Origin of the sequence: Metabacillus rhizosphaerae, from assembly GCF_037201795.1 — a bacterium.
In the GTDB taxonomy this organism is placed as follows: domain Bacteria; phylum Bacillota; class Bacilli; order Bacillales; family Bacillaceae; genus Metabacillus; species Metabacillus rhizosphaerae.
Genome location: NZ_CP147403.1, coordinates 1,418,884 through 1,440,932 on the forward strand (window position 1 = coordinate 1,418,884; position 22,049 = coordinate 1,440,932).

At 35.4% G+C, this 22,049-nt stretch carries 17 protein-coding genes; 12 read left to right on the forward strand and 5 right to left on the reverse strand.

Annotation, left to right across the window (positions count from 1 at the left end; all coding sequences use genetic code 11):
• Nucleotides 1-11: 11 nt before the first annotated feature.
• A complete protein-coding gene (locus tag WCV66_RS06775; RefSeq protein WP_338788381.1) occupies nt 12-368 on the reverse strand; it encodes a hypothetical protein in 357 nt (118 codons plus the stop codon).
• Between the two features lie 338 nt (nt 369-706).
• Between WCV66_RS06775 and WCV66_RS06780 the strand changes: the two genes are divergently transcribed.
• The 6 genes from WCV66_RS06780 to WCV66_RS06805 all read left to right on the forward strand — a co-directional run bounded on the left by WCV66_RS06780 (nt 707) and on the right by WCV66_RS06805 (nt 8,940).
• Nucleotides 707-1,987, forward strand: coding sequence for a Gfo/Idh/MocA family oxidoreductase (locus tag WCV66_RS06780; RefSeq protein WP_338788382.1), 1,281 nt, complete (start codon nt 707-709; stop codon nt 1,985-1,987).
• Between the two features lie 304 nt (nt 1,988-2,291).
• The gene (locus tag WCV66_RS06785; RefSeq protein WP_338789408.1) at nt 2,292-4,745 is read left to right on the forward strand and encodes a glycosyl hydrolase; all 2,454 of its coding nucleotides are present in this window, start codon (nt 2,292-2,294) and stop codon (nt 4,743-4,745) included.
• A 276-nt stretch (nt 4,746-5,021) separates the two neighbouring features.
• Nucleotides 5,022-5,483, forward strand: a complete 462-nt coding sequence (locus tag WCV66_RS06790; protein WP_338788383.1) for a MarR family transcriptional regulator — start codon at nt 5,022-5,024, stop codon at nt 5,481-5,483.
• Nucleotides 5,484-5,730: 247 nt separating this feature from the next.
• Nucleotides 5,731-6,216 (forward strand): nitroreductase, encoded by a 486-nt coding sequence (locus WCV66_RS06795; RefSeq protein ID WP_338788384.1) that lies wholly within the window; start codon nt 5,731-5,733, stop codon nt 6,214-6,216.
• Nucleotides 6,217-6,276: 60 nt separating this feature from the next.
• A complete protein-coding gene (locus WCV66_RS06800) occupies nt 6,277-6,915 on the forward strand; it encodes an O-methyltransferase (RefSeq protein ID WP_338788385.1) in 639 nt (212 codons plus the stop codon).
• A 1,344-nt stretch (nt 6,916-8,259) separates the two neighbouring features.
• Nucleotides 8,260-8,940 carry an aspartate/glutamate racemase family protein gene (locus WCV66_RS06805; protein ID WP_066329081.1) on the forward strand — a complete coding sequence of 227 codons (681 nt, stop codon included), beginning with the start codon at nt 8,260-8,262 and terminating at the stop codon, nt 8,938-8,940.
• A gap of 291 nt (nt 8,941-9,231) precedes the next feature.
• On the opposite strand, the gene WCV66_RS06810 is transcribed toward WCV66_RS06805, so the two are convergent.
• Nucleotides 9,232-10,470 (reverse strand): ATP-binding protein, encoded by a 1,239-nt coding sequence (locus WCV66_RS06810; protein ID WP_338788386.1) that lies wholly within the window; start codon nt 10,468-10,470, stop codon nt 9,232-9,234.
• Nucleotides 10,471-10,958: 488 nt separating this feature from the next.
• On the opposite strand from WCV66_RS06810, the gene WCV66_RS06815 reads away from it, so the two are divergent.
• Nucleotides 10,959-11,540 (forward strand): GNAT family protein, encoded by a 582-nt coding sequence (locus tag WCV66_RS06815; RefSeq protein WP_338788387.1) that lies wholly within the window; start codon nt 10,959-10,961, stop codon nt 11,538-11,540.
• Nucleotides 11,541-11,709: 169 nt separating this feature from the next.
• Nucleotides 11,710-12,879, forward strand: coding sequence for an MFS transporter (locus WCV66_RS06820; protein ID WP_338788388.1), 1,170 nt, complete (start codon nt 11,710-11,712; stop codon nt 12,877-12,879).
• A gap of 366 nt (nt 12,880-13,245) precedes the next feature.
• Here the strand turns inward: WCV66_RS06820 and WCV66_RS06825 are convergent, their stop codons facing one another.
• Complete coding sequence (locus WCV66_RS06825) at nt 13,246-14,226, reverse strand: aldo/keto reductase (RefSeq protein WP_338789410.1); 981 nt, start codon at nt 14,224-14,226, stop codon at nt 13,246-13,248.
• Nucleotides 14,227-14,417: 191 nt separating this feature from the next.
• Between WCV66_RS06825 and WCV66_RS06830 the strand changes: the two genes are divergently transcribed.
• From WCV66_RS06830 to WCV66_RS06840, 3 genes are all read left to right on the forward strand, one after another.
• Nucleotides 14,418-15,320, forward strand: a complete 903-nt coding sequence (locus tag WCV66_RS06830) for an AraC family transcriptional regulator (RefSeq protein ID WP_338788389.1) — start codon at nt 14,418-14,420, stop codon at nt 15,318-15,320.
• A 340-nt stretch (nt 15,321-15,660) separates the two neighbouring features.
• The gene (locus WCV66_RS06835) at nt 15,661-17,094 is read left to right on the forward strand and encodes a spore germination protein (RefSeq protein ID WP_338788392.1); all 1,434 of its coding nucleotides are present in this window, start codon (nt 15,661-15,663) and stop codon (nt 17,092-17,094) included.
• A gap of 490 nt (nt 17,095-17,584) precedes the next feature.
• On the forward strand, nt 17,585-18,331 hold the full coding sequence (locus WCV66_RS06840; protein WP_338788393.1) for a MerR family transcriptional regulator: 747 nt from the start codon (nt 17,585-17,587) through the stop codon (nt 18,329-18,331).
• Nucleotides 18,332-18,662: 331 nt separating this feature from the next.
• Here WCV66_RS06840 and WCV66_RS06850 read toward each other — a convergent pair whose 3' ends face one another.
• On the reverse strand, nt 18,663-19,088 hold the full coding sequence (locus tag WCV66_RS06850) for an SRPBCC family protein (RefSeq protein ID WP_066329066.1): 426 nt from the start codon (nt 19,086-19,088) through the stop codon (nt 18,663-18,665).
• A gap of 421 nt (nt 19,089-19,509) precedes the next feature.
• Between WCV66_RS06850 and WCV66_RS06855 the strand changes: the two genes are divergently transcribed.
• A complete protein-coding gene (locus WCV66_RS06855) occupies nt 19,510-20,388 on the forward strand; it encodes an alpha/beta hydrolase (RefSeq protein ID WP_338788395.1) in 879 nt (292 codons plus the stop codon).
• 51 nt (nt 20,389-20,439) lie between these two features.
• Here the strand turns inward: WCV66_RS06855 and WCV66_RS06860 are convergent, their stop codons facing one another.
• Nucleotides 20,440-21,939, reverse strand: coding sequence for an extracellular solute-binding protein (locus tag WCV66_RS06860; protein WP_338788396.1), 1,500 nt, complete (start codon nt 21,937-21,939; stop codon nt 20,440-20,442).
• Nucleotides 21,940-22,049 lie beyond the last annotated feature (110 nt).

The window sequence follows — 22,049 nt, forward strand, 5'->3', positions numbered from 1 at the left end:
ATTTGAACCTGTTATTCATTCCCATTAGGAAGGCTATTTTCAGCTGAACCATCATCTTCTTTCCGTTTGATTTCATCTTCGTGAATTTCAAATAATTGAGTAAATTCATTTATGATTGATTCGACCGCTTTTAATTCACCTACTAAAATTGGATTAATTGATTGCAGCTCTGGTGATTCTAGTTGTTGTTTTAAGGTTGTACGTTTTACATTCATTCTGTCTAAAAATTCAATAGCTCTACCTCGGCGAAATGTTTTTGCGCCACGCTTGTGCCCACTACCTTTGCCATGACGATGTTCTTCACGATTGTGTTCACCGTTGAAGTGTCTTTCATCTCTTTTGTATCTTCTTCCGTGTTTATCGTTCATTTTCCTCACCCTTTCAGTATACAAATGTATACATAAGTTATTGTATACATTTGTATACTCGGTGTCAATATTATGTTTTCCCTTTCATTTTTTATAGAGTGGCATTACTAAATAATATTCAATTATTAAAAATGATCATCTATTTTATCATTATCACCCCAAATTTGCCTTTTTCAAAAAAGTACTATTGCTGGAAATTTATCAAGATATTAACGTAAGAAGAGAGATGATTATTCTGTCTCGTCTTTTGGTAACTTTTCTTATTTGTCTAACAATCAATTAAATAATTCAAATTAGAAAAGGAATTTGTTCCTTAAAAAATAAAGGGGGAGAATCAAGTGAAAAAATATGTATTAGTTGGAACTGGTGGAAGAGCTGAATTTTTCTATGGAGCAATTGTTAGAGATTTTAATGAAACTTGTAATCTAGTCGCTTTCTGTGATTTGAATCAAACTAGAATGGATTATGCGAATCGTTTACTCGAAGAAAAATATAATCATCCTAAAATTAACACGTACATACACACTGATTTTGAAAAAATGATTACGGAAGAAAAACCGGACACGGTTGTGGTTACTTCTGTTGACCGTACACACCATACGTACATTATTAAAGCATTGGAATTAGGCTGTGATGTTGTTACTGAAAAACCAATGACAGTGGATGCTGAAAAATGCCAAGCGATTATTGACGCGATTAATAGAACTGGAAAAGAAGTTCGCGTTGCTTTTAACTATCGTTATGCACCACACAATACGAAAATTCGTGAGCTAATTATGAATGATGTGATTGGCCAAGTAAATTCCGTTCATTTTGAGTGGGCGTTAGATACTCAGCACGGTGCAGACTATTTCCGTAGATGGCACCGCGATAAGCGCAATAGTGGTGGATTACTTGTTCATAAATCAACACATCACTTTGACTTAGTGAACTTTTGGCTCGATACAAAACCAGAAACAGTTTATGCATCTGGAGGGCTACGTTTCTATGGTAGAGAAAATGCAGAATCTAGAGGTGTTACACAATTTTATCAACGTGCATATGGAAGTGAGTATGCGAAAGATGATCCTTTCGCAATTGACTTGGAAAGCAATGAGCACTTAACAGCTATGTATTTGGATGCGGAAAAAGAAGATGGTTACCAACGTGACCAAAGTGTTTTTGGAGACGGAATTAACATCGAAGATACACTGGGTGTTATGGTAACCTACAAAAATAAAGCGATCTTAAACTATTCTTTAAACGCTTACTTACCATGGGAAGGCTACATTGTTTCCATTAATGGTACAAAAGGAAGAATTGAAGTTCGAATTCGTGAACAATCTTACATTAATTCGGGTGGTAGCAAGGATGACGAGGGAAAAGTTAAAGAGAAATCAATCATGGTTATGCCAATGTTTGGTCAGCCTTATGAAGTAGATGTTGTCGAAGGAAAAGGAGGACACGGTGGTGGGGATCCGATCCTTTTACAAGATATTTTCGGGTCTCCAGTTGAAGACGAATTCAAACGGGCAGCTTCTCATGTTGATGGTGCGATGTCCATTTTAACTGGAATTGCAGGAAACATCTCGCTTAACACAGGTCATGCGGTAAAAGTAGATGAACTAATTAAATTCTAATTCGAGCATCTTAGACGATTTGGACAAGAAGGATCTGTTTTCGAATGGTTGTTTTCGCAAACTTTGTTGCTATTTACCAAGTAATACGGCGGTTGATTGCAGCGAGAGATGCTCGCTTTCCGCGGGGCGGGCGGTGAGCCTCCTCGGCGTAAACGCCTGCGGGGTCTCACCTGTCCCGCTATTCCCGCAGGAGTCTCGCAATCCGCTCCAATCAACCTGAATTAGTTTATGTTATAAAAGCAACAATTTCTTAGAAAACAGCCTTTCGAATTGACACAAATTAGAAAGGGGTTGGGAAATAGTGATGAGTGCGTTACATCAACAATTCTTGCATCCTCCAGAGGAATTTACTCCGATTCCTTTCTGGTTTTGGAATGATTCCTTAACGAAAGAGGAAATTACTAGACAAATCAACGATTTCTATGACAAAGGGGTAATGGGATTCGTTTTACACCCAAGGATTGGGATTCCTGAGGAAATCGTATATTTGTCAGATTATTTTATGGAATTGGTCCAAACAGCCGTAGAAGAAGCAAAACAGTTGGGAATGTTAGTTATTTTATACGATGAAGCGATGTATCCTTCAGGGTCAGCTAAAGGATTAGTTGTTAAAGATAATCCAGAATATGCAAGTAGAGGCTTAAAAATGATCGAGTATCCATGTAACATGGCTAATGAAATAAAGATTGATCTAGTGGCGGGAGACTCATTTGTTTCGGCTCTAGCAGTTAAAAAGCTATCACTAGAAGCAATAGATTCATCGACATCCCAGGTGTTAGATTGCGTAAATGGCAGAGTGTCGTTTAGTGCTCCAGATGACGATAACTGGTCCATACTCGTGTTCGTCGAAACGTATTCGGGTGGAAATATCCGTGGTATCCATTTTGGTGAAGACGATGGTGAGGAGAATGCTCCAGCATCTGCTGATTTACTAAATCCTGATACAGTGGCAAAATTTATCCGCATCACACATGATAATTATTACGATAAGTTGAAAGACTACTTTGGAAATACGGTGATTGCCATGTTCACCGATGAGCCAGACATTTTGGGGAGAGGTTCAGCTCGAGATTTGAAGCCATGGACCAGAGATTTTCTCAACTTTTATAAGCAGCATGGAAACAAGGAGGAGCATTTGGCCTCTTTGTGGTTTAATGCCGGGTTGGAAACTGAAACAAATCGAAGCAACTATCGAAAAACCGTCAATAAAAGACTAACAGAAGCTTACTATAATCAAATTAGTGACTGGTGTGCAAGCCACGGTATTGCCTTAACAGGCCATCCTGCGAAAAGTGATGACATTGGTTTACTCGATCATTTTCAAATCCCTGGTCAGGATGTTGTGTGGCGTTGGGTTGCACCAGAGGATGGAAAAGCTTTAGAAGGAGAACACTCTACAGCCGGAAAGTGTTCAGCCGACGCAGCAAGACATAGAGGAAGACGAAGAAATTTGAATGAATTTTTAGGAGTTTGTAGCAAAGAAAGTCCTTGGGCGCTTACTCCAGGTGACATGAAGTGGTATATAGATTGGCTACTAGTCAGAGGTGTCAACCTTCTCAGTCCACACGCCTTTTATTATTCAATTGAAGGAGAACGGAGAAGTCACGAGCGCCCACCAGATGTTGGTCCGAATAATCTATGGTGGCCGTATTATAAACAATTTGCCCAATACATGAAGCGTTTAAGCTGGTTAATGACCGATAGCACGAATCAAACGGCTGTAGCTATTTTGTGTGTGGAAGATCATTTGCCATGGAAGGTTGCAAAACCATTATTTGAAAATCAAGTGGAATTCAATTATCTTGAGGAGTCTTTGTTTTTATCATCAAGTCATCTTAGGAATGGGAAAATAGAGATAGTGAGTCAATCCTATCAAACCTTGATTATTGAGGATAGCTCAAAGCTTGAATCTGCTGCAATCGATAAACTGGAAACCTTTATTCAAAGTGGAGGTGAGGTAATCGTTCTGACGGATGAACATGTATCTTCACCGATGAATGGGGCAAAAACAGTTCAAAAGCCCGAAGAGGTTGTTGATATACTATCTTCAATTCACCGTGAAGAAGTGGTGATCTCCCCTACCAGCAAGGACATAAGAGTCAGTAAAATCGTTAAAGATTGTCAGCTTTTTTATTTCTTTGTTAATGAAGGGGAGGAAAACTATAAAGGGATCTTCCACCTGAAGGAAGAAGGAAGTGTCGAAAAATGGGACGCATGGACTGGTGAAATCGAACAAGTAAACCTAAAACGCCAAAGTGGTGGATTAGTAGCTCCATTGAATGTCGACCGTAGATCTTCAGTTGTGTATGCTGTCGATACTGATCAAAAGCCTTTGATTGACGGATCAGTTATACCGATCTTTAAAGTGGAAAGCCTAGAGCTTGATAATAATTGGATCATTGATAACAGACAAAATCTCGCATTGGAATCGTGGCTTCATTGGGATGGTATGCAATCCTTCTCGGGAACAGTAATCTATGAGAATCAGTTTATAATAGAAGAAAAGAATTCAATTATAAAAGTCTACCTAGATTTAGGTGAAGTACATGAAATCGTAAAGGTGACAGTAAATGGACATGAGGTTGGTGTGAAAATGTGGGCACCTTATCACCTTGAAGTTAATCCAGATTATCTTATAAAAGGTGTTAATAAACTAACTGTTGCTGTCACTAACAATCGCGCAAATGAAATGGATGATGCACGTTTAACTTCTGGATTACTTGGTCCTGTTACACTTGAGATATGTTGTGAAAAATAAAAGAAGTTATTTAATAATTTTAAATAGATAGGGAAAGTTACTAATTGGAGTATTTCACAATAGGCACTTGATAAAATAAGCCGATCGTAGAGCTTGCTATAATCAATAACAAGTTATTAGTGTAATATTTTTTGGACATCATGATATTTTTCATGATGTTCTTTTTACTTCGTGATTTTTCCTACTTAATTGATACTCCTAATTGGGAATCAATTTATCCACGTATTGACAAGTTATTTAGGATCGCTATATAATTTATTTGTGAGGTGGAATATGATGGAATCACGTGATAAGCAGCTGGAGCAATTTGTAGACTGTTTTCAAGCAATTGGGCGGTTTATGAAACGCAATCAATGGAGTAACCAAGGAGCAACTGAAATTACAAAAACACAATGGCTAATCCTGCGTTTTCTGTGGAAACACGACGGTTGTACGATTGGTCAGCTAGCAGAGCGTCTAGAGGTTCGTTCGAGTTCAATGTCGCAAATGATTGACCGCTTAGAGTTAGCGGGAACGGTATTTCGTGAACAAGATAAGAATGATGCGAGAACGCGAATTGTTAAATTAACAGATACTGGTAGAGAGACGATTACAAGAATGAAGAATGCTCAAGTTGAGATGTTGGCTGGTCCGTTTAATCAGTTAACACTGGAGGAACAGACGGCACTTGTCGAGATAATGCAGAAGATGACAAGCTCTCTAAAACCACAAGGACGACAACGCCAAGAAGGAAAATAGCCAGGATTGTTGTGCCTATTAGTTGACCCATTATTTAGGGTCGCTATATAAAGTGGTGAAAAAGATACGGATGCTGGACAATCAATGGAAGTTTCTGCATATATTTTAACTTTAGGACAGAATGTTCGCGGTTACATTACAATTGTCACTCATGGATTTCATTTACCTCATCATTTCAGTTTTAGATCTAGGAAATTAGATAAAGGCTTTACATTTTTTAAATATAAACTAATTGGAGGAACATTTCATGAGTATTATAGAAACCATCAATTCTCGACGCACTATAAAAAAATTCAAATCAGATCCGGTCAATATGGAGCAAATCAGCAAATGGCTGGAGGCTGGTACGATGGCTCCAAATCATAAAATGACTGAACCATGGGAAGTGTATGTGGTTGGACCGGAGACAAGAGAAAAGTTAAATCATAAAGCAAATTTTTTCAATGCTCCTGTAGTACTAGCCATTTTATCCAAGCATGGTGCTACAGAAATTGAAACAGAAGAAAATGTAATTGCTACTGCTTGCTTCGTGCAAAATTTTAATTTAGCCGCTTGGGAAGAAGGAGTTGGAACGTTCTGGTCATCAATGGGAGGTGCTCAGAAAAACCGCGAAATTCTAGGTGTTCAAGATGGATATGATGTAATCGGAGTATTTGGTGTAGGATATCCAGAAGAAATAAATCAGCCAAAAGAAAGAACGCCGATTCAAGACAAAATAAAGCACTTATCGTAAAAAAGGAAACGATCATCTACCAGAGAGAGTTCAACCGACTTAAATTCAGGAGGGAAATGGATGAATGTAGAAGAGTATATCCACTCTTTATTTACTAAAGATGATGCTATATTAGAAAAAGTGTTGGAGAGTATTCATGCTAACGGTATGCGAAATATATCAGTACCACCAGAAATCGGAAAGCTGCTTACTCTATTGGTGAAAATTTCTGGAGCCAAAGAAATACTGGAAATTGGAGCACTTGGAGGATATAGTGGAATTTGTCTTGTTCGTGGCCTTCGGGAAGAGGGGCATTTAACCTCTTTAGAGCTAAAAGAAGAATATGCTCAATTGGCACATGAAAATCTACAAAGAGCTGGGTTTGGTGATCGGGTTACTTATTATACGGGAGAAGCATTAAAGAGTTTAGATCAACTCGAGAAGAACGAAAAAAGATTTAATTTCATTTTTATCGATGCGGATAAGGAAAATTATCCGAACTACCTGGATCGTTCAATACGTTTAGCCAATCCTGGAGCTTTAATTGTTGGGGATAATGTTTTGCAACGTGGACAGGTATGTGACGCCACTTATGTTGATTTGCGAACTGAAAACATGCGTGCATTTAATCAACGTATGGCTAATGATCCTGATTTGGAATCGATTATACTGCCGGTTGGTCAAGGATTATCAATTGGTCGGGTAAAGGAATCAAAATGATATTGATTGAAGGGATACCAATTGGTTTATTACTGATGGTATCTTTTTTTATTTCACAGTTTCTGAGTCTACTATAACTAACCGAACAAAATATTATGAATAAGTAGATTAATGAAAAGAAGAGGAATACACTGTTCTTCTTCAACAAAATGGCCATTATATTGAATAAAGAACTGCATAAAATCTCACTTTTTCATGCAGTTACAAGGCTTCTTCCGAGGCCCAAACGATGATAAATCAACGTTGTATAAAATAGTACATAATCATAAAAAATAAAAAAACGGTTGGTCAACAATTAGAAACTTTTGGTCTATTAGTCTTTACAAATGTAAGCGTTTTCAGTTATAATATTAATGGGTTGGATGGCACGCGTGGCCGTCATAGTATTTGGCGTAGGTGGGGCCGATACAAAGGGTAGTTCAATATTTTTATTTTATGTCATTCTTCTCTTATGAGATGCTATGTGCTAATTGATTAAATTGCTCCAATTTTACATTTAGAACATTAAACTAATATATACATTGTCATATATTTATTTGATAGAGAAAAGATTTGAGGAATTGATTTCCTATGGAAAAGACTTTACTAATATAACAAAATAACTTGAGAAAAAACCCAATAGAATAGAGAATTGTTCTTTAGCTTCATTTATACACAAAACAATTGTTTTCAATAGAGGATATGACTTTTTAATTTTTAAAATTAGCATTTTTATGCAATTGTAAATCTCTTTTAGGAGATGAAAATGTTGATTTTTCAACGAATTATGTGTAAAGGAGGTTTTTACATGAATGAAACAATTGAAAAGACAGCACAATCGAATTTGAAATTTTGCCCTCAATGCGATAAAAAAAGGCCATATGTAATAATTTATGTAACAGGCTCTATTCGTTGCGCTAATTGCGACTATTATCATCTAAAGCAATACTAATAAGAAAGATGTACATACACAGGTATGTGACGCCACTTATGTTGATTTTCGAACTGAAAACATGCGTGCATTTAATCAACTTATGGCGAATGATCATGATTTGGAATCGAGGACAAGGATTATCAATTGGTCGTGTAAAGGAAAAAAAATAATATAACAAAAGAAAGGTTACCGATTGGTTATCGCCGTTGGTAACCTTTCTTTGGTTATATTAGTATTTTCTGATTCTGCTATAACTAAAATAACATAAAATTTAGGTCATGTAGACTAATGGCACATCTTTATAATTATACAATCTCTTTATTCCACAATCGGAGCCTTTAGTAGAATAAGAGGAAAGGTCTCTATCTCAATTTTAATAGACATTTGGATGCGCATACTGATAGAATAAGCAGAAACATATTAGAGGTGGAATCGAATTGAAAAAAAGATTAGGATGCTTACACGCCCATTATTCGAATATAGAATATATAGAAAATGCACTTTCCCCATATAACATAGAATTAATCCATTTTGTTGACCCCGCATTAATGTATCGAGTTACATCAGATGAAAATTTTCAAGAAGCAGATGCTCAAACTAAAGTTAAAGAGCAAATAGAATGGATTGCCAAATGTAATGTTGATGCTATCCTTATTACTTGCACAAACTATATTGCCATCTTACAGGAAGATCAACTCTCGATATCAGTGCCAATTATTAAAATTGATGAACCTTTCTTTGATTACATCTGCAATATACAGCAACCTCAGACAATTCTTTTTACAAATCCTGCAACTGTTGAAGGTACAGTAGAACGTCTTAAACAACATGCTAATAACCATCAAAAATCTTTAGATTTTGAGGTTGTTGTTATAAATAATACTTTTGAATTGATAATGCGAGGACTAAAAGAAGAATACAACCAAGAAATTTCAAAGTTCTTAAATCAAATCATTAAAGATGGGAAGAAAGTTATCTCCGTTGCTCAATTATCTATGGTTGATGCATCTCAGCAAGTCGAGTATGAAACATCTAAGACTATTATTAACCCATTGAATACACTAGTATCTTCGGTTGTTAATCAATTAGAATTAGAGAGGATAAATCAATGATAGACTGATGTGTCCTTCTCCAGCTAAAGGGCGCCATTCTTGAATAAGGATGTCGCTCTTTTTCATTTATAGAGCCAGATTGTTGAGGATCAATCACAAGAAAGTTAATTATTTAACGAGTGAAATTAAAACAAGCGCTGTCCATAAATAAGGATAAGCGCTTGTTATTTTTAGGTCTTGTCGGGAAAAAACTATGCTTAACGGTAATCCGTCAGGCTGTTAAATATCATATGAAAAATACGATTGTTTAGTGTCACAATTACATAGCCATAAAAAAATGATGTGTTATTGTTAAACGGGAATAGTTATCAGAAATGTTGTGCCTTTTCCCTTTACACTTTGAACTTCAACTTTTCCTTTCAATTTATCAATTGTACTGTATACCATTAGCATGCCAAGACCAGTTCCTTTTTCTTTTGTTGAGTAATATGGTTTACCTAAACGTAAAACTTCTTCTTTTGTCATTCCGATTCCTGTATCTTGAATTTTGATCAAAATGTTTTGCTTTTGCTCAGAAATATCTATGAGTAGAGTCCCTCCACCTTTTTCCTTCATCGCTTCAATTGCGTTTTTATACAAATTTATCATACATTGTTGGATTTGATTTTTATCATAATTTATTTTTAACGAATTGTTAAAACAATATTGAACATTGACTTGATGCATATTCGCAAAGGGTGTAATTAGATCTTTTGTATATTCTGTCTCGACTTCTAAATTGGAATAAATCATATTTTTTGATTGTGGCTTAGCTAGTGTTAGATAATCACTTACTATTTTTTCAGCTCGAATTAATTCCTGTAATGCAAACTCGACATATCTCTTTTCATCTTGAGATAGGTTCTTTGATGATTTTAAAAGTTGTAGAAATCCATTTGTAACAGTAAGTGGATTTCTTATTTCATGGGAAACACTAGCTGATAATTCACCAATAACAGATAGTCTTTCTGTATGGAAAAACCTTTCACGATTTTTTATATTGATAATAATTCGCTCTATTAAGGTCATAATGATGAGCATCATCCCTACATGAGTAGTTAATGCATTTATTGTTAATATCCAAAACTCTCTAGTTAATGAATCAAAAAATGTACTTAAAATAAAAAGGTAAAATCCCATTGTAAAAAAAGAAACAAATGTTGCGAAAAATATTCTATTTTTTGATTGTAGTTGACTAAACTTTTTGCTTAACAAAGGTACTATAATGAATATTACTGTTGAAAAAAGAAAGGATTGAATAGTTCCCTCCCCACCTAAGTAGAATCGATAAATATTTAATACGAGATAAAGGGGGAAAGCGTTTTTGTAACCACCAAAAAGGGCAACGACAATAAAAGGAATATATCGCAAATCAAAAATAAAGCCGATATCTAATTTAATTGGTATGGTCATACAAAGAAACATTGTTACGGATGAAAGTAATATCAGAATTATTTTATTATATGTATATTGTTTGTTTTCAAAGAAAATCAGAAATATTACAACAGGTAAAAGTAAAAATAAGAAATTCACTAGCAATGTTTCAAACAAGGGAATGACTTCCTTTCGTCTTCTATATCAACTTAAAAAAGTATACTATATATAATAGGATTGATTTTTATCATACTATATTTTTGGTAAGAGTTTGTTCAATTATTTCATATTTCTAGTCTTATAGGAAAAAAATGTGAGGATAAATTTCCCTGAAATCTTCTAATCGTCAAAATTATTGCCTTCAATATCAATCTTCAGTAATCAAGCGCCTTTCTGGAACAAGGAAATGCGCTTATTTCAGTTTAGGGCCAGATTGTGGTGTAACTCTTTTATTACGTAGTAGACTAAATACTGTGCAATAAGTCTTCACTTTCATATGACTATGTGAAAAAATGTACATAAAGTAACGGTCAGATTAGTGGATATGAAGAGTTCCTTAACCTCCTTCTTTATCTGACTTTAATAAAAAAATATACAACTGACACTTTAATACTGGATAGTTTGTTTATATAATTCTACCAAAGAAGAAAAAGGAGAGAAGAATGATGGAGGTAACACCAGTAGTATTAATAGGAGATAGAGTAAAGATACAACCTATGGAGGATTATCACGTACAGGAATTATTTGATGCGGGAAACAATCCAGATATATGGGCATACATGCCAATGAAGGTTCAATCGATTGAAGATATGAAGTACCTTGTGAATGGGGCACTTCTAGCAAGAGAGCAAGGAAGCGAATTTCCTTTTGTTATCTTCGATAAGGATTCGGGAAAAATTGTGGGAAGCACTCGTTTTCTTAATATATCCATACCAAACCGTAACTTGGAAATTGGTTGGACATGGCTCTCTCCAACTGTTTGGAGAACTAGAATAAATACAGAATGTAAGTATCTTCTTTTGAAACACTGCTTTGAGACACTTGGGACGATTCGTGTTCAGTTGAAAACAGATAGTCGAAACTTGCGGTCTCAGCAGGCAATGGAACGGTTGGGTGCGGTAAAAGAAGGAGTGCTTCGGAATCATGTGGTTATGCCTGACGGTTATCTAAGAGACTCTGTTTTTTACAGTATAATCGACCAAGAATGGGTGCTAGTGAAGGACAAATTAGAGAGTATGCTACGGTAATCCAATATTTTGGAAGTGTTCCTTATTAAACTAAGGGTGCTATAGTTGAAGATTCAGGGTTGCTGCGGCAGCCCTTTTGTTGTTCCTCTAACGGGAGTTTACTGAACAAGAAGTTCTTTCTAGACTATAAAGAATATACATATAATATTAAGTGTAAATGGGGGATGTAATGAACTCGCAAGGGAGAGTATGTTTAAGTGTTGGTTGGATAACTTTGTTTCTCATGGGTACTGATTTATTTGTAGTATCTCCGTTACTACCGTTCATTTCGGAAGCGTATAATGTTAGTTCAGCGATGACGGGATGGATGGTAACTGTTTTTGCTGTAACGTATGCTATTGCAGCACCTTTTTTTGGTTGGGCTTCAGATAAAAATGGAAGAGGGATTTTTATTACGCTTGGGTTATTGTTATTTTCCTTCTCTAATATCTTAACTGCTTTGTCACCTTATTTTACCTGGTTAATCATTAGTCGTATTTTAGCTGGTTTGTCGGTTGCTGCGATTACCCCATTGATTTATGCCATTATCGGGGATATTGCACCATCAAATCGGAGGGGAACTTGGCTTTCAATTGTTGTTTCAGGACATCTAACGGCTCTTTGGGCAGGAGCACCAGTCGGTTCGTTACTAGAGCATTTTCTTGGTTGGCGTTCAGTATTTGTTGTAATGGCTATTATAGGGACCATATTAGCAGTAGTGAATTTCAAAACATGGAAATATGTACCTAAAAGTGATACTACAAGAAATTTATTAGAAGGAAATCTCCTAAGAATACTTGGTTCGGTAAGTGTAACCACCATTTGGGCGATTTCAATGTATTCTCTTTATGTTTACATAGGTGCAGCTCTTTATTCCGAAAATAGATTCTCATCATCAGAAATCGCATTAGCTGTCACTTTTTATGGTATTGGTGCTGTTTTAGGAAATCTTATAAGTGGACAATTTACAGATAGGTTTGGATCAAGGAAGATTTCGAAAGATTCGCTAATTTTTTTGACTATAATACTCATTTGTTTAGGAATATTCTTCTCATCTGGCTATTGGATATATTTCTTTCTGTTCATATGGGCTTTGGTTGGGTATGCAGGATTTACATCATACCAAGCAAGATTAGCAGTCGAATATCCAAAGGAACGAGGAATTGTTATGGCGTGGAATAATACGGCTCTGTATATTGGTATTACCATTGGTTCAATGATTGGTGGTTATGTCATATCTAATTGGGGATACCCTTTCCTTCCGTATGTTTGTAGCATTGCAGCAATCATTAGTTTTGTCCTCAGTACCCAAAAGGTCCAAGACACAAAAAAAGAATCAGCTTTTCCAGCAGATAGATGAACTCAAAATGAAGTCTTTTTGTTGAACTAACAGTTAGCTTTAGTTGAACAATAGTTATAATTTCAAACAGAATTTTTTTGCGCAGTACAACGATACTTTTGAGTAGTACTGATCTTCCACAATAGAACGCGATTGCGGAAGAAGGTTGAAATGATCAAACATTATTATAAAACAAAACTAAAACTGCTAGATAAGAATCCATTTTGATCAATTTCTTTTGCAAAATGGATTCTTATTATTTACCCTAAATATGAGTTTGTGTGGTATTTTTTTTGGAAAACAGGACGATGGTTGTCGGGAAAGATTTGCTGGATTGCCTGAATTTGTTCTTTCGACATTTCAATCGCTGCTCTAAAAATATCGAAACTAGTTATGACCTACTATTTGATGTGGTACATATGGCTCTTCAAGAAAAGCAATTTCTTCAGGTGATAGCTTTACTGATAAAGCACCTACAGCATCCTCAAGATGTGATATTTTCGTTGCCCCGATAATTGGAGCTGTTACTGTCTCTTTTTGTAATAACCAAGCAAGTGCGATGTGTGTACGAGGAACACTGTGTTTTTCTGCAATTGATGCTACTCGCTCAACGACTAATCGGTCGGCATCGGTAGTCGCATCGTATTTTGATTTTTGAATTTGATCGGTCTCAGAACGATGTGTGGTTACTGACCAGTCCCGTGTTAATCTCCCAGAGGCAAGGGGGCTATATGGAGTTACACCAATTTTCTCTTCCTTACAAAGAGGTAGCATTTCCCTTTCCTCTTCACGGTAGATTAGGTTGAGGTGGTTTTGCATGGAAACGAACTTCGTCCAACCATTTTTTTCTGCCACGTGTAAAGCTTTTTGGAATTGCCAAGCGAACATCGCAGAAGCACCAATATATCTTGTTTTTCCTGACTTCACAACGTCATGCAATGCTTCCATTGTTTCTTCAATAGGAGTATTGTAGTCCCAACGATGGATGATATAAAGATCTACATAATCTGTTTCCAAACGCTTAAGGCTATTATCAATTTCACTCATTATGGCTTTTCGAGATAGGCCGGAACCATTTGGACCTTTGTGCATTTGACCGTGGACTTTCGTTGCTATTACAACTTCATCACGATTTGCGTAATCTTTCAGGGCTCGCCCAAGATATTCCTCACTTGTGCCAAGTGAGTATACATTGGCAGTATCAAAAAAATTAATCCCTAATTCAAGGGCTTTTTTTATTACGGGGCGTGAGTCCCGTTCGTTAAGTACCCATTGGTGAAGCCATTTAGTTGCATCACCAAAACCCATACAACCAAGACAAAATCGAGATACATCTAAGCCTGTATTACCAAGTTTCACATACTCCATACGATTGTTCCCTCTCTTTAGTATATTTGCCACGTTTATCGTGACCTCTTTAGAAATAATTATGTCATAAATAATAAGGAAATCCTTATCCCATTCCTACCAAGTTTTTGCCTAATCCTATCAACTCCTCTTACCTAAACAACGAATATCAGATAATATAAATGTAGATGAAGAAAAGGGAGAAATAAATAATGTCTGGGAAAACCTACAAACAGCAACTAGAACTTGTTAATCTCATAGAGAACTTTTCAAAACAGGATGGTGTCCACGCTACATCTATCCCCTCTTTATTTCTCATCCGTGAATCCATTATTACTGAACCAATTTCAAGAGTTAACGAGCCTTCTTTTTGCATTATCCTCCAAGGAGAGAAGGAAGTATTATTGGGAGAAGAGCGATTCTTGTACGGCCCTGGTCATTATATTGTGGCTTCCGTTGATTTGCCAGTAACAGGGCAAGTAAGAAAGGCCACTACAGAAATTCCCTATTTAGCTCTCAAGCTTGAATTTACAACGAAACAAGTTTTAGAAGTTTTAAATGAAACAGATATTCCATTTCATCAGAGAAAGAACTCGAAACGAGCTATGTTTGTTAGCGAAGTAGAACCATCTTTGTTGGATGCAGTTTTAAGATTAGCTTGTTTATTAGAGAATCCAAAGCACATTCCTGTTCTTGGTCCATTATTGACAAAAGAAATTATCTATTGGATCTTACAAGGTCCACATGGAGAAGCACTAGAACAAATAGCATTAGAGGGTAGCAATGCATCTAGAATAAGAGAAGTGATAGACCATATTATCAAAAATTTTAAAGAACCCTTTCGAATTGAAGAGCTTGCTAAAATAGCTAATATGAGTGTGTCATCTCTTCATCGACATTTTAAAGAGGTAACAGCTATGAGTCCTATTCAGTTCCAAAAACAATTGAGATTGCAAGAAGCAAGGCGCTTGTTATTGGCTGATCCAACAGATGTAGCTAATGTTGCATTCAAGGTGGGGTACGAAAGTCAATCGCAATTTAGTCGGGAGTATTCCCGAATGTTTGGCTGTTCACCTAGAGTAGATATAAGACGGATGAGAGAAAACTATAATTAACGATTCTCGAATAGAAAAATATCTTCCGTAGTAATTAAAATTAGTCAGACACTCATACTGCAAAGGTTTCCATTATGAGTATAAATGTGACGTCTTAAATCCTTGGTATTATTGGGTTAAGGCGTCTTTTTAATTATAAAAATTAACGATAAGGAAAAATATCCGAACTATCTAAACTGGGTGTATTTTTAATAAAACTCGTTAGTTCAACTGATAACATTGCTTATGTGAACTGGTTATCACAGATCTTGTTCAACAATCGGGCATATTGTTGATAAGGAATAAATAAAAAAGCTCCTCACATAATAAGTTTAAATTCTTTAATCCTGAGGAGATAAAAGTGGATAATATTGAAAAAAAACTTGAAGACAATATCGATCATATAAAGAACTTATTTAATCAAACATCTGATTTAGTTGTAAGAAAATTAAAGTTTGGTATTGAGAAGTCAGAACATGCAGCCATTATTTATATTGATGGTATTATTGATTCGGAAATAATACAGGATTTTGTGATTAGACCATTACTTGATTTTACAAAAACATCTGAAAAAAACGATATTATAAATTTAGTCAGTGAAGTTATTGAATCGGCTGATGTCAAAATGGGTACAAACTTTCAGGAACTAACGGATGCAATAATTAATGGCAAAACAGCTATTTTATTTGAAGATCATGACATTGGAATTATTGTAGATACTCCAAAGTGGAATGAAAGAAGTCTTGAAGAAGCTCAAGGTGAACGTGTACCACATGGACCCATTATTGGTTTAACAGAAAAACTCAAAACGAATATTAATATTTTACGTTCAATTATTAAATCCCCTAAGCTATGTGTAGAAAATAAAGAGATTGGACTAATTTCAAAAACACACATATCAGTTATTTATATGTATGGACTCGTCGATAAAGGAGTATTAGAAAAGGTAAAATCACGTATAAGCAATCTCTCAGTTAAATACATATTAGAAGCCAGAATTATTGACGAGGCAATTGAAGGACAGAAAAGTATTTTTACCTTAAACAAAACAACAGAGCGTCCTGATGTTCTTGCATCCGCTTTGTACGAAGGAAAGGTAGGAATTATTGTGGATGGTACTCCTTTCGCTATTATTACACCATCCTTATTTATAGATGCCTTTCAAACCCCAGATGATTATTATTTTAAAGCAGGTCGATTTACAACCCGATTTATCCGTTTTATTGGCTTTTTCTTATCTGTTTATCTGCCTGCAATATATGTAACATTAGAAAAATTCCATCAAGATGAGTATTCCAAAAAAGTAGTAAAGTCATTGTTCTCTGATGGTGAAGTATTACCCGCCTTTTGGGAAATGTTGTTTTTGATTTTTTTATTAAAAATTCTTACGGATGCTTCTTTCCGGATTCCTAAAAGCGCAATTATTCTAGTATCGTTAGTTGCAACAATTGTTATTGGTGAAACAGCTGTGACAGCTAAAATCATTCACCCTGCAAGCCTAATTACCATTGGAATTACTTTTTTAGCAAGCTTTCTCATCGTCTATAGAGGACTAGCCGATGCTATGGGGACATTGCGTTTCCTATTTTTACTAATTGCTGTTTTTTTTGGATTCACTGGTTTAGTTGCTGGCACAACAATCCTCATTTTGTATATGACAAATCTAAAGTCTGCAGGGGTTCCCTATCTTTCGCCATTAATTCCTTTTAGATACGAAGAGTTAAAAGATACTCTTTATAGAGGTGATTTACGATCCTTACTTAATAGTAAGCACTCATACCCTGACAATAACTAGTTGTTAATAGTCAATTCAATATTTTCTTCAACAATCGAGGCGCTTATCGGTAAAAAGGTAAGTGTCTTTTTTATTAAATTAAAGATTGAGTTTGTCAACTGATTTTGAAATAATTGGTAGTGTGTAAAATATCAATTATCCAAACCAACTTACTATAAATGAAACATCCTAAATTCTTATTAATAAAGGGTTTGGGACGTTTTTTTGTTGTTTCTTGAACATATTATAAGGAAAATTATCCGAACTATCTAGATCTTCATTACGTTTATCCAATCCTGGTGCATAATTGTTGGGGATAACGTTTTACATCTCGGACAGGTATGTGACGCATCTTATGTGGATTTACGAACTGAAAATATGCGTGCTTTTAATCAGCGCATGGCGAATGTCGTTTTTCCATAACTTTCACCCATTTATTAATTAACATTTTCTAGTTGACTCTCACGTTACGTGATACCTTAAAGTAAAGATTAAAGGGAGGTACACAGCTATGAAAGTGAAGGAAGTTGCTGACTTGGTCGGCATCAGTGTGCGCACACTGCATCATTATGACGAAATAGGGTTATTAAAACCGGAACAGACGTCTGAAGCTGGTTATCGTCTATATTCCGATGAAAATCTTGAAACCTTGCAACAAATCCTGTTTTTTAAAGAGCTTGACTTCCCTTTAAAGAAAATAAAGGAGATCATCAATCGTCCTTCCTTCGATCGAAAGGAAGCACTCAATTTCCATCGGAAAATACTGGTGGAAAGACGCTTGCGCATCGATAAGATGATCTCGACGATCGATATGACAATTGAACATATGAAAGGAACGATCGAAATGACCAATAAAGAAAAATTCGAAGGGTTCGACTTTAGTCATAATCCATATGAACAGGAAGCACGTGAACGTTGGGGTGATGAAGCAGTCGATAAATCAAACGCTAACCTGGCTAGTATGACAAAAGAGGAACAAAAAGCGATGCAAGAAGAAATGAACGCCATCTATCGCAGCCTTGCCTCTCTTCGTCACACTTTACCAGAATCAGATGAAGCTCAAGCAGCAATCCAGAAATGGTACATCTTTTTGAACAGTAATATCGGAATCCATTATTCACTAGAGGCATTCAAGGGCCTAGGTGAAATGTATGTCGAAGATGAGCGATTCACGGAAAGTATCGACCAATTCGGTGAAGGACTGGCACAATTCATGAGGGATGCTATGGCTTACTACGCTGACAATAATAAAAAGTGAATGAACGAAAAAGGGTTGTCCTTTGTATAGGAGGCCCTTTAGCGGAGGTTATTTAAAAAGTTATTCAGGATAAAGAGAATATACGAATTTTTGCGGAAATAATACATCACGCCAAATAAAATAAACGCATGACACGAAAAAATGTCATGCGTTTTTGCAATTCAATTTAGACGCAAACAGCTCAAAAGCTGTTGCACCTACAATGGTCAGTACTCCGATGATGGATACTAAACCTGATTGGAGAAAAGTGGCGTATTTAAGTCATCAACCTATTAACTCGCCTGTAATGCCTAAAGATGTTGTAGAAACTGTTATTTTTTTATTATGCTTTTTAAATGGTTGTTTGCTCTGCATACTTTTTAAAATTATCTAGAATTGCCTGCCATCCTTGTTGTTGTAACTCAATTGAATTTGTAGTTTCAGCATCAAAGATTTCAATTACTTCGGTTTCGTTATCTTGACCTTTAAAAGTAATTTTAACTTTTCTTCCATCACCCATTGTATAAGCAATAACCTCATGTAATATCACTTCATCATAAATTCCACCAAAATCGAAACCAAAACTGCCATCTTTGGCTTCCATTCTTGAAAGGAATTTCCCACCTGCTCTCAAATCATTCTCAGCAACTGGTGTGTGCCACTCATCTGAAGCATTGTTCCATTTCTTTATATGAGTTGGCTCTGTCCAATATTCCCATACCTTTTCTACTGGTACGTGAACTGTTGTTTCTACTGTAATTTTTTTAGTTGTTTCCATTACATTTACCGCCTCTCTTAATACGAATATTTTTTAAGAAAGTTGTACAATAGGTGTCTGACTATATTGTAGAGTATTTTGAATATTTACGCTACTTCTTCCTTAGTTCCTTTTATCGCCCTCGTAATCCGTTAAATTAATATAGAAACTCAATGAAGCAGGAAACTTAAATCTATTGTTATAAAGAAATTGTGATGAAAAAAGGAATCATTTTGCCAGTTGGACAGTGGTTATAAATTGAACGTGTGGAAGGATAAAAACTTGAAGGGATACCTACTGGTTTAGTTGCCGATGGTATCCTTTTTAGGGCGATATAACTGAAGATCACATTCTACAAATAAAGAAAGATGAAACTTTTAAAGGATAGTTAACGTAAAATCTAAATAGAAGATTATATTTGAAATATGAATCGAGGTGTATCATGAGGGAAACAACAATTTACAAAAGTACAGAAGGAAAAAGAAAAATTGATCAGTACTATGAAAATTATATAAAGACTTTTACATACGATATTGAAAGATTTTATATTGATACAAGTTTCGGGAAAACTCATATGCTTGTTGCGGGTCCGACTGAAAGTAAACCTTTGTTTATACTTCAAGGAGGAAATTGTATTAATCCGATGACACTGTCATGGTTTTTACCTCTTATGGATAAGTATAGAATCTACGCACCAGATACTATCGGTCACCCTGGATACAGTGAACAAAAAAGGATTTCAGCAAAGGACAATAGTTTTGCTCAATGGATAACAGAGCAAATGAATTATTTTAATATTGAAAAATGTGCATTTATCGGTCCATCTTATGGTGCTGGAATTATTCTTAGATTAGCTACATTTATGCCAGATAAGATTGATTGTTCAATTTTAGTCTCTCCAGCAGGAATACAGTTGGGATCTAAGTTTAAAATGATTAAGCATATTTTACTTCCATTAATCCTATTTAATTTCACTTCTTCTGAAAAATATCTCAATAATATTACTAACATTATGTCTTCTAATAGCATGAAAGAAATTGATAAACGCATGATTGGAGATATTTTCAAATATATTAAACTTGAACAAGAAATGCCTAAATTAACAAAAAAGGAGGAATTAATGCAGTATAACTCTCCAACCTTGATTATTACAGGAGAAAAAGACATCTTTTTTCCAGCCTATCGGTTAAACAAAGTAGCAAAAGAAATCATATCAAATTTAATAGACGTCAAAACAATTGATATGGGACATTTTCCTTCAGAAGAACATTTAATAGAAATTAACAATGAAATTAGGGGATTCTTAAATACACACTACTGATAAGGGAAAAATAGCCTGCAGAAAATCCCCTACAGGCTCGATATCCAAAATTTATTTCTTCATCTCTTGATAAGACGAACTGAATTCTTCAATTATTTCATCTCCACCTTGTTCTTTCCACTCTTCTACTGCAGCTTGGAATCCCTTTTTATCTAGGTCTCCAATAATATATTTGTATGTTGCGTCATCAATGATTTTTTGTAATGAAACGCTTTTTTCTAAAAAGGTTGGTGAGTCAAGCCCAATTGTCGGATCTTTGATTAAATATTGCTCGTTATCTGTAAATAATTCTTCTGCCTTGTTTTGTGGTTCATATGTGAAATAACCTTTCAATCTACCATTGGATTCTTCCTCGGCGATCTCTAATGTTTGTATTGGTAATACTTCTCGATCAAATAAAGATTGATCTTTTATTTCAGCCATTCCATCCTTAATTGTGTAATGTTCATCTTCGATACCCCAATAAATTAAATTTGCACCTTCAGGAGTCATCAGGTAATCATAGAAAGCTAGAATTCTCTTTAACTCTTCTTCTGATTCAACTGATGATTTAGGGAATAATATAGCATTTCCATATCCCGGTAAAGACCAGACTGTGAATTTACCATCGGGACCTGCAACTTTGTTGTGTACATCTAACTCAACATCTGGGTTAATGGCAGCTGCATCGGTGTATAGAGATTGTACATCTCCCATAGACCCAACATAAACGCCTGCTGTCCCGTTTTTGATCATCGCTTGCTGATCGGTTTTACTTGTTACTGGGAAATCTTTGTTTATATAGCCTTTTTCATGTAGATCTCTAAAAAAGTCTAATGTCTCCATATATTCAGGGAACATAAATTCTGGTTCGATTTTATCGTTCTTCACGCCAAAGTTGTTAGGCGTATGGAACCAAGACGCAACTGTTTTAAAAGCTCCGAATATTAATTCATTTCGGTCCGTTAAGCCTATGGTATCATCTTTTCCATTTCCATCGGGGTCGTCCTCGGTAAATGCTCTTACCATTTCATAAAACTCATCTGTATTGGTTGGAGCAGAAAGTCCAAGTTTTTCCGCCCAATCTTTTCGATAGATCATACCTTGACGAGACGCTGGCTTTCCTTCATAGATCATATAAATTTTTCCATCAACCTTCGTGTTTTCAACTACTTCTTTCTTCATTTTACTTAAATTTTCAAACTCATCTAAATAAGGACCTATTTCCCAAAATTGTCCATCACGGATTGCCTCTTTGTATTGTGTTAACATATCTAAGTCTAAAACAACGGAGTCAGGAAATGATCCTGTAGCGAATAAGGTATTCACTTTTTCTGGATAAGTAGTAGCAGGTACAAATTGAATATCTAATTCCATGTTCGTTTCTTTTGCTATGATGTCTAACACCTTTTTATCAGGAACCTCTGGAGTATGTAGTTTAACCATGGCTGAAAATTCAGATGGTTCTTTAGAACCTTCGTTTGAAGCGCTTTCATTACTGCACGCTGTTAAAGAACCAATACTTAAAGAAAGTGCAAAAATGACAGAAAAAACCTTCCCTGATTTGTTCATTTTATTAAACCCCCATTGTCGTGATATTTGATATTTGATATATCAACACTTTTTATATTAAACGACGATCATTAATAAGTAAACATTTTTTTGGATTTTTTAAATTAATC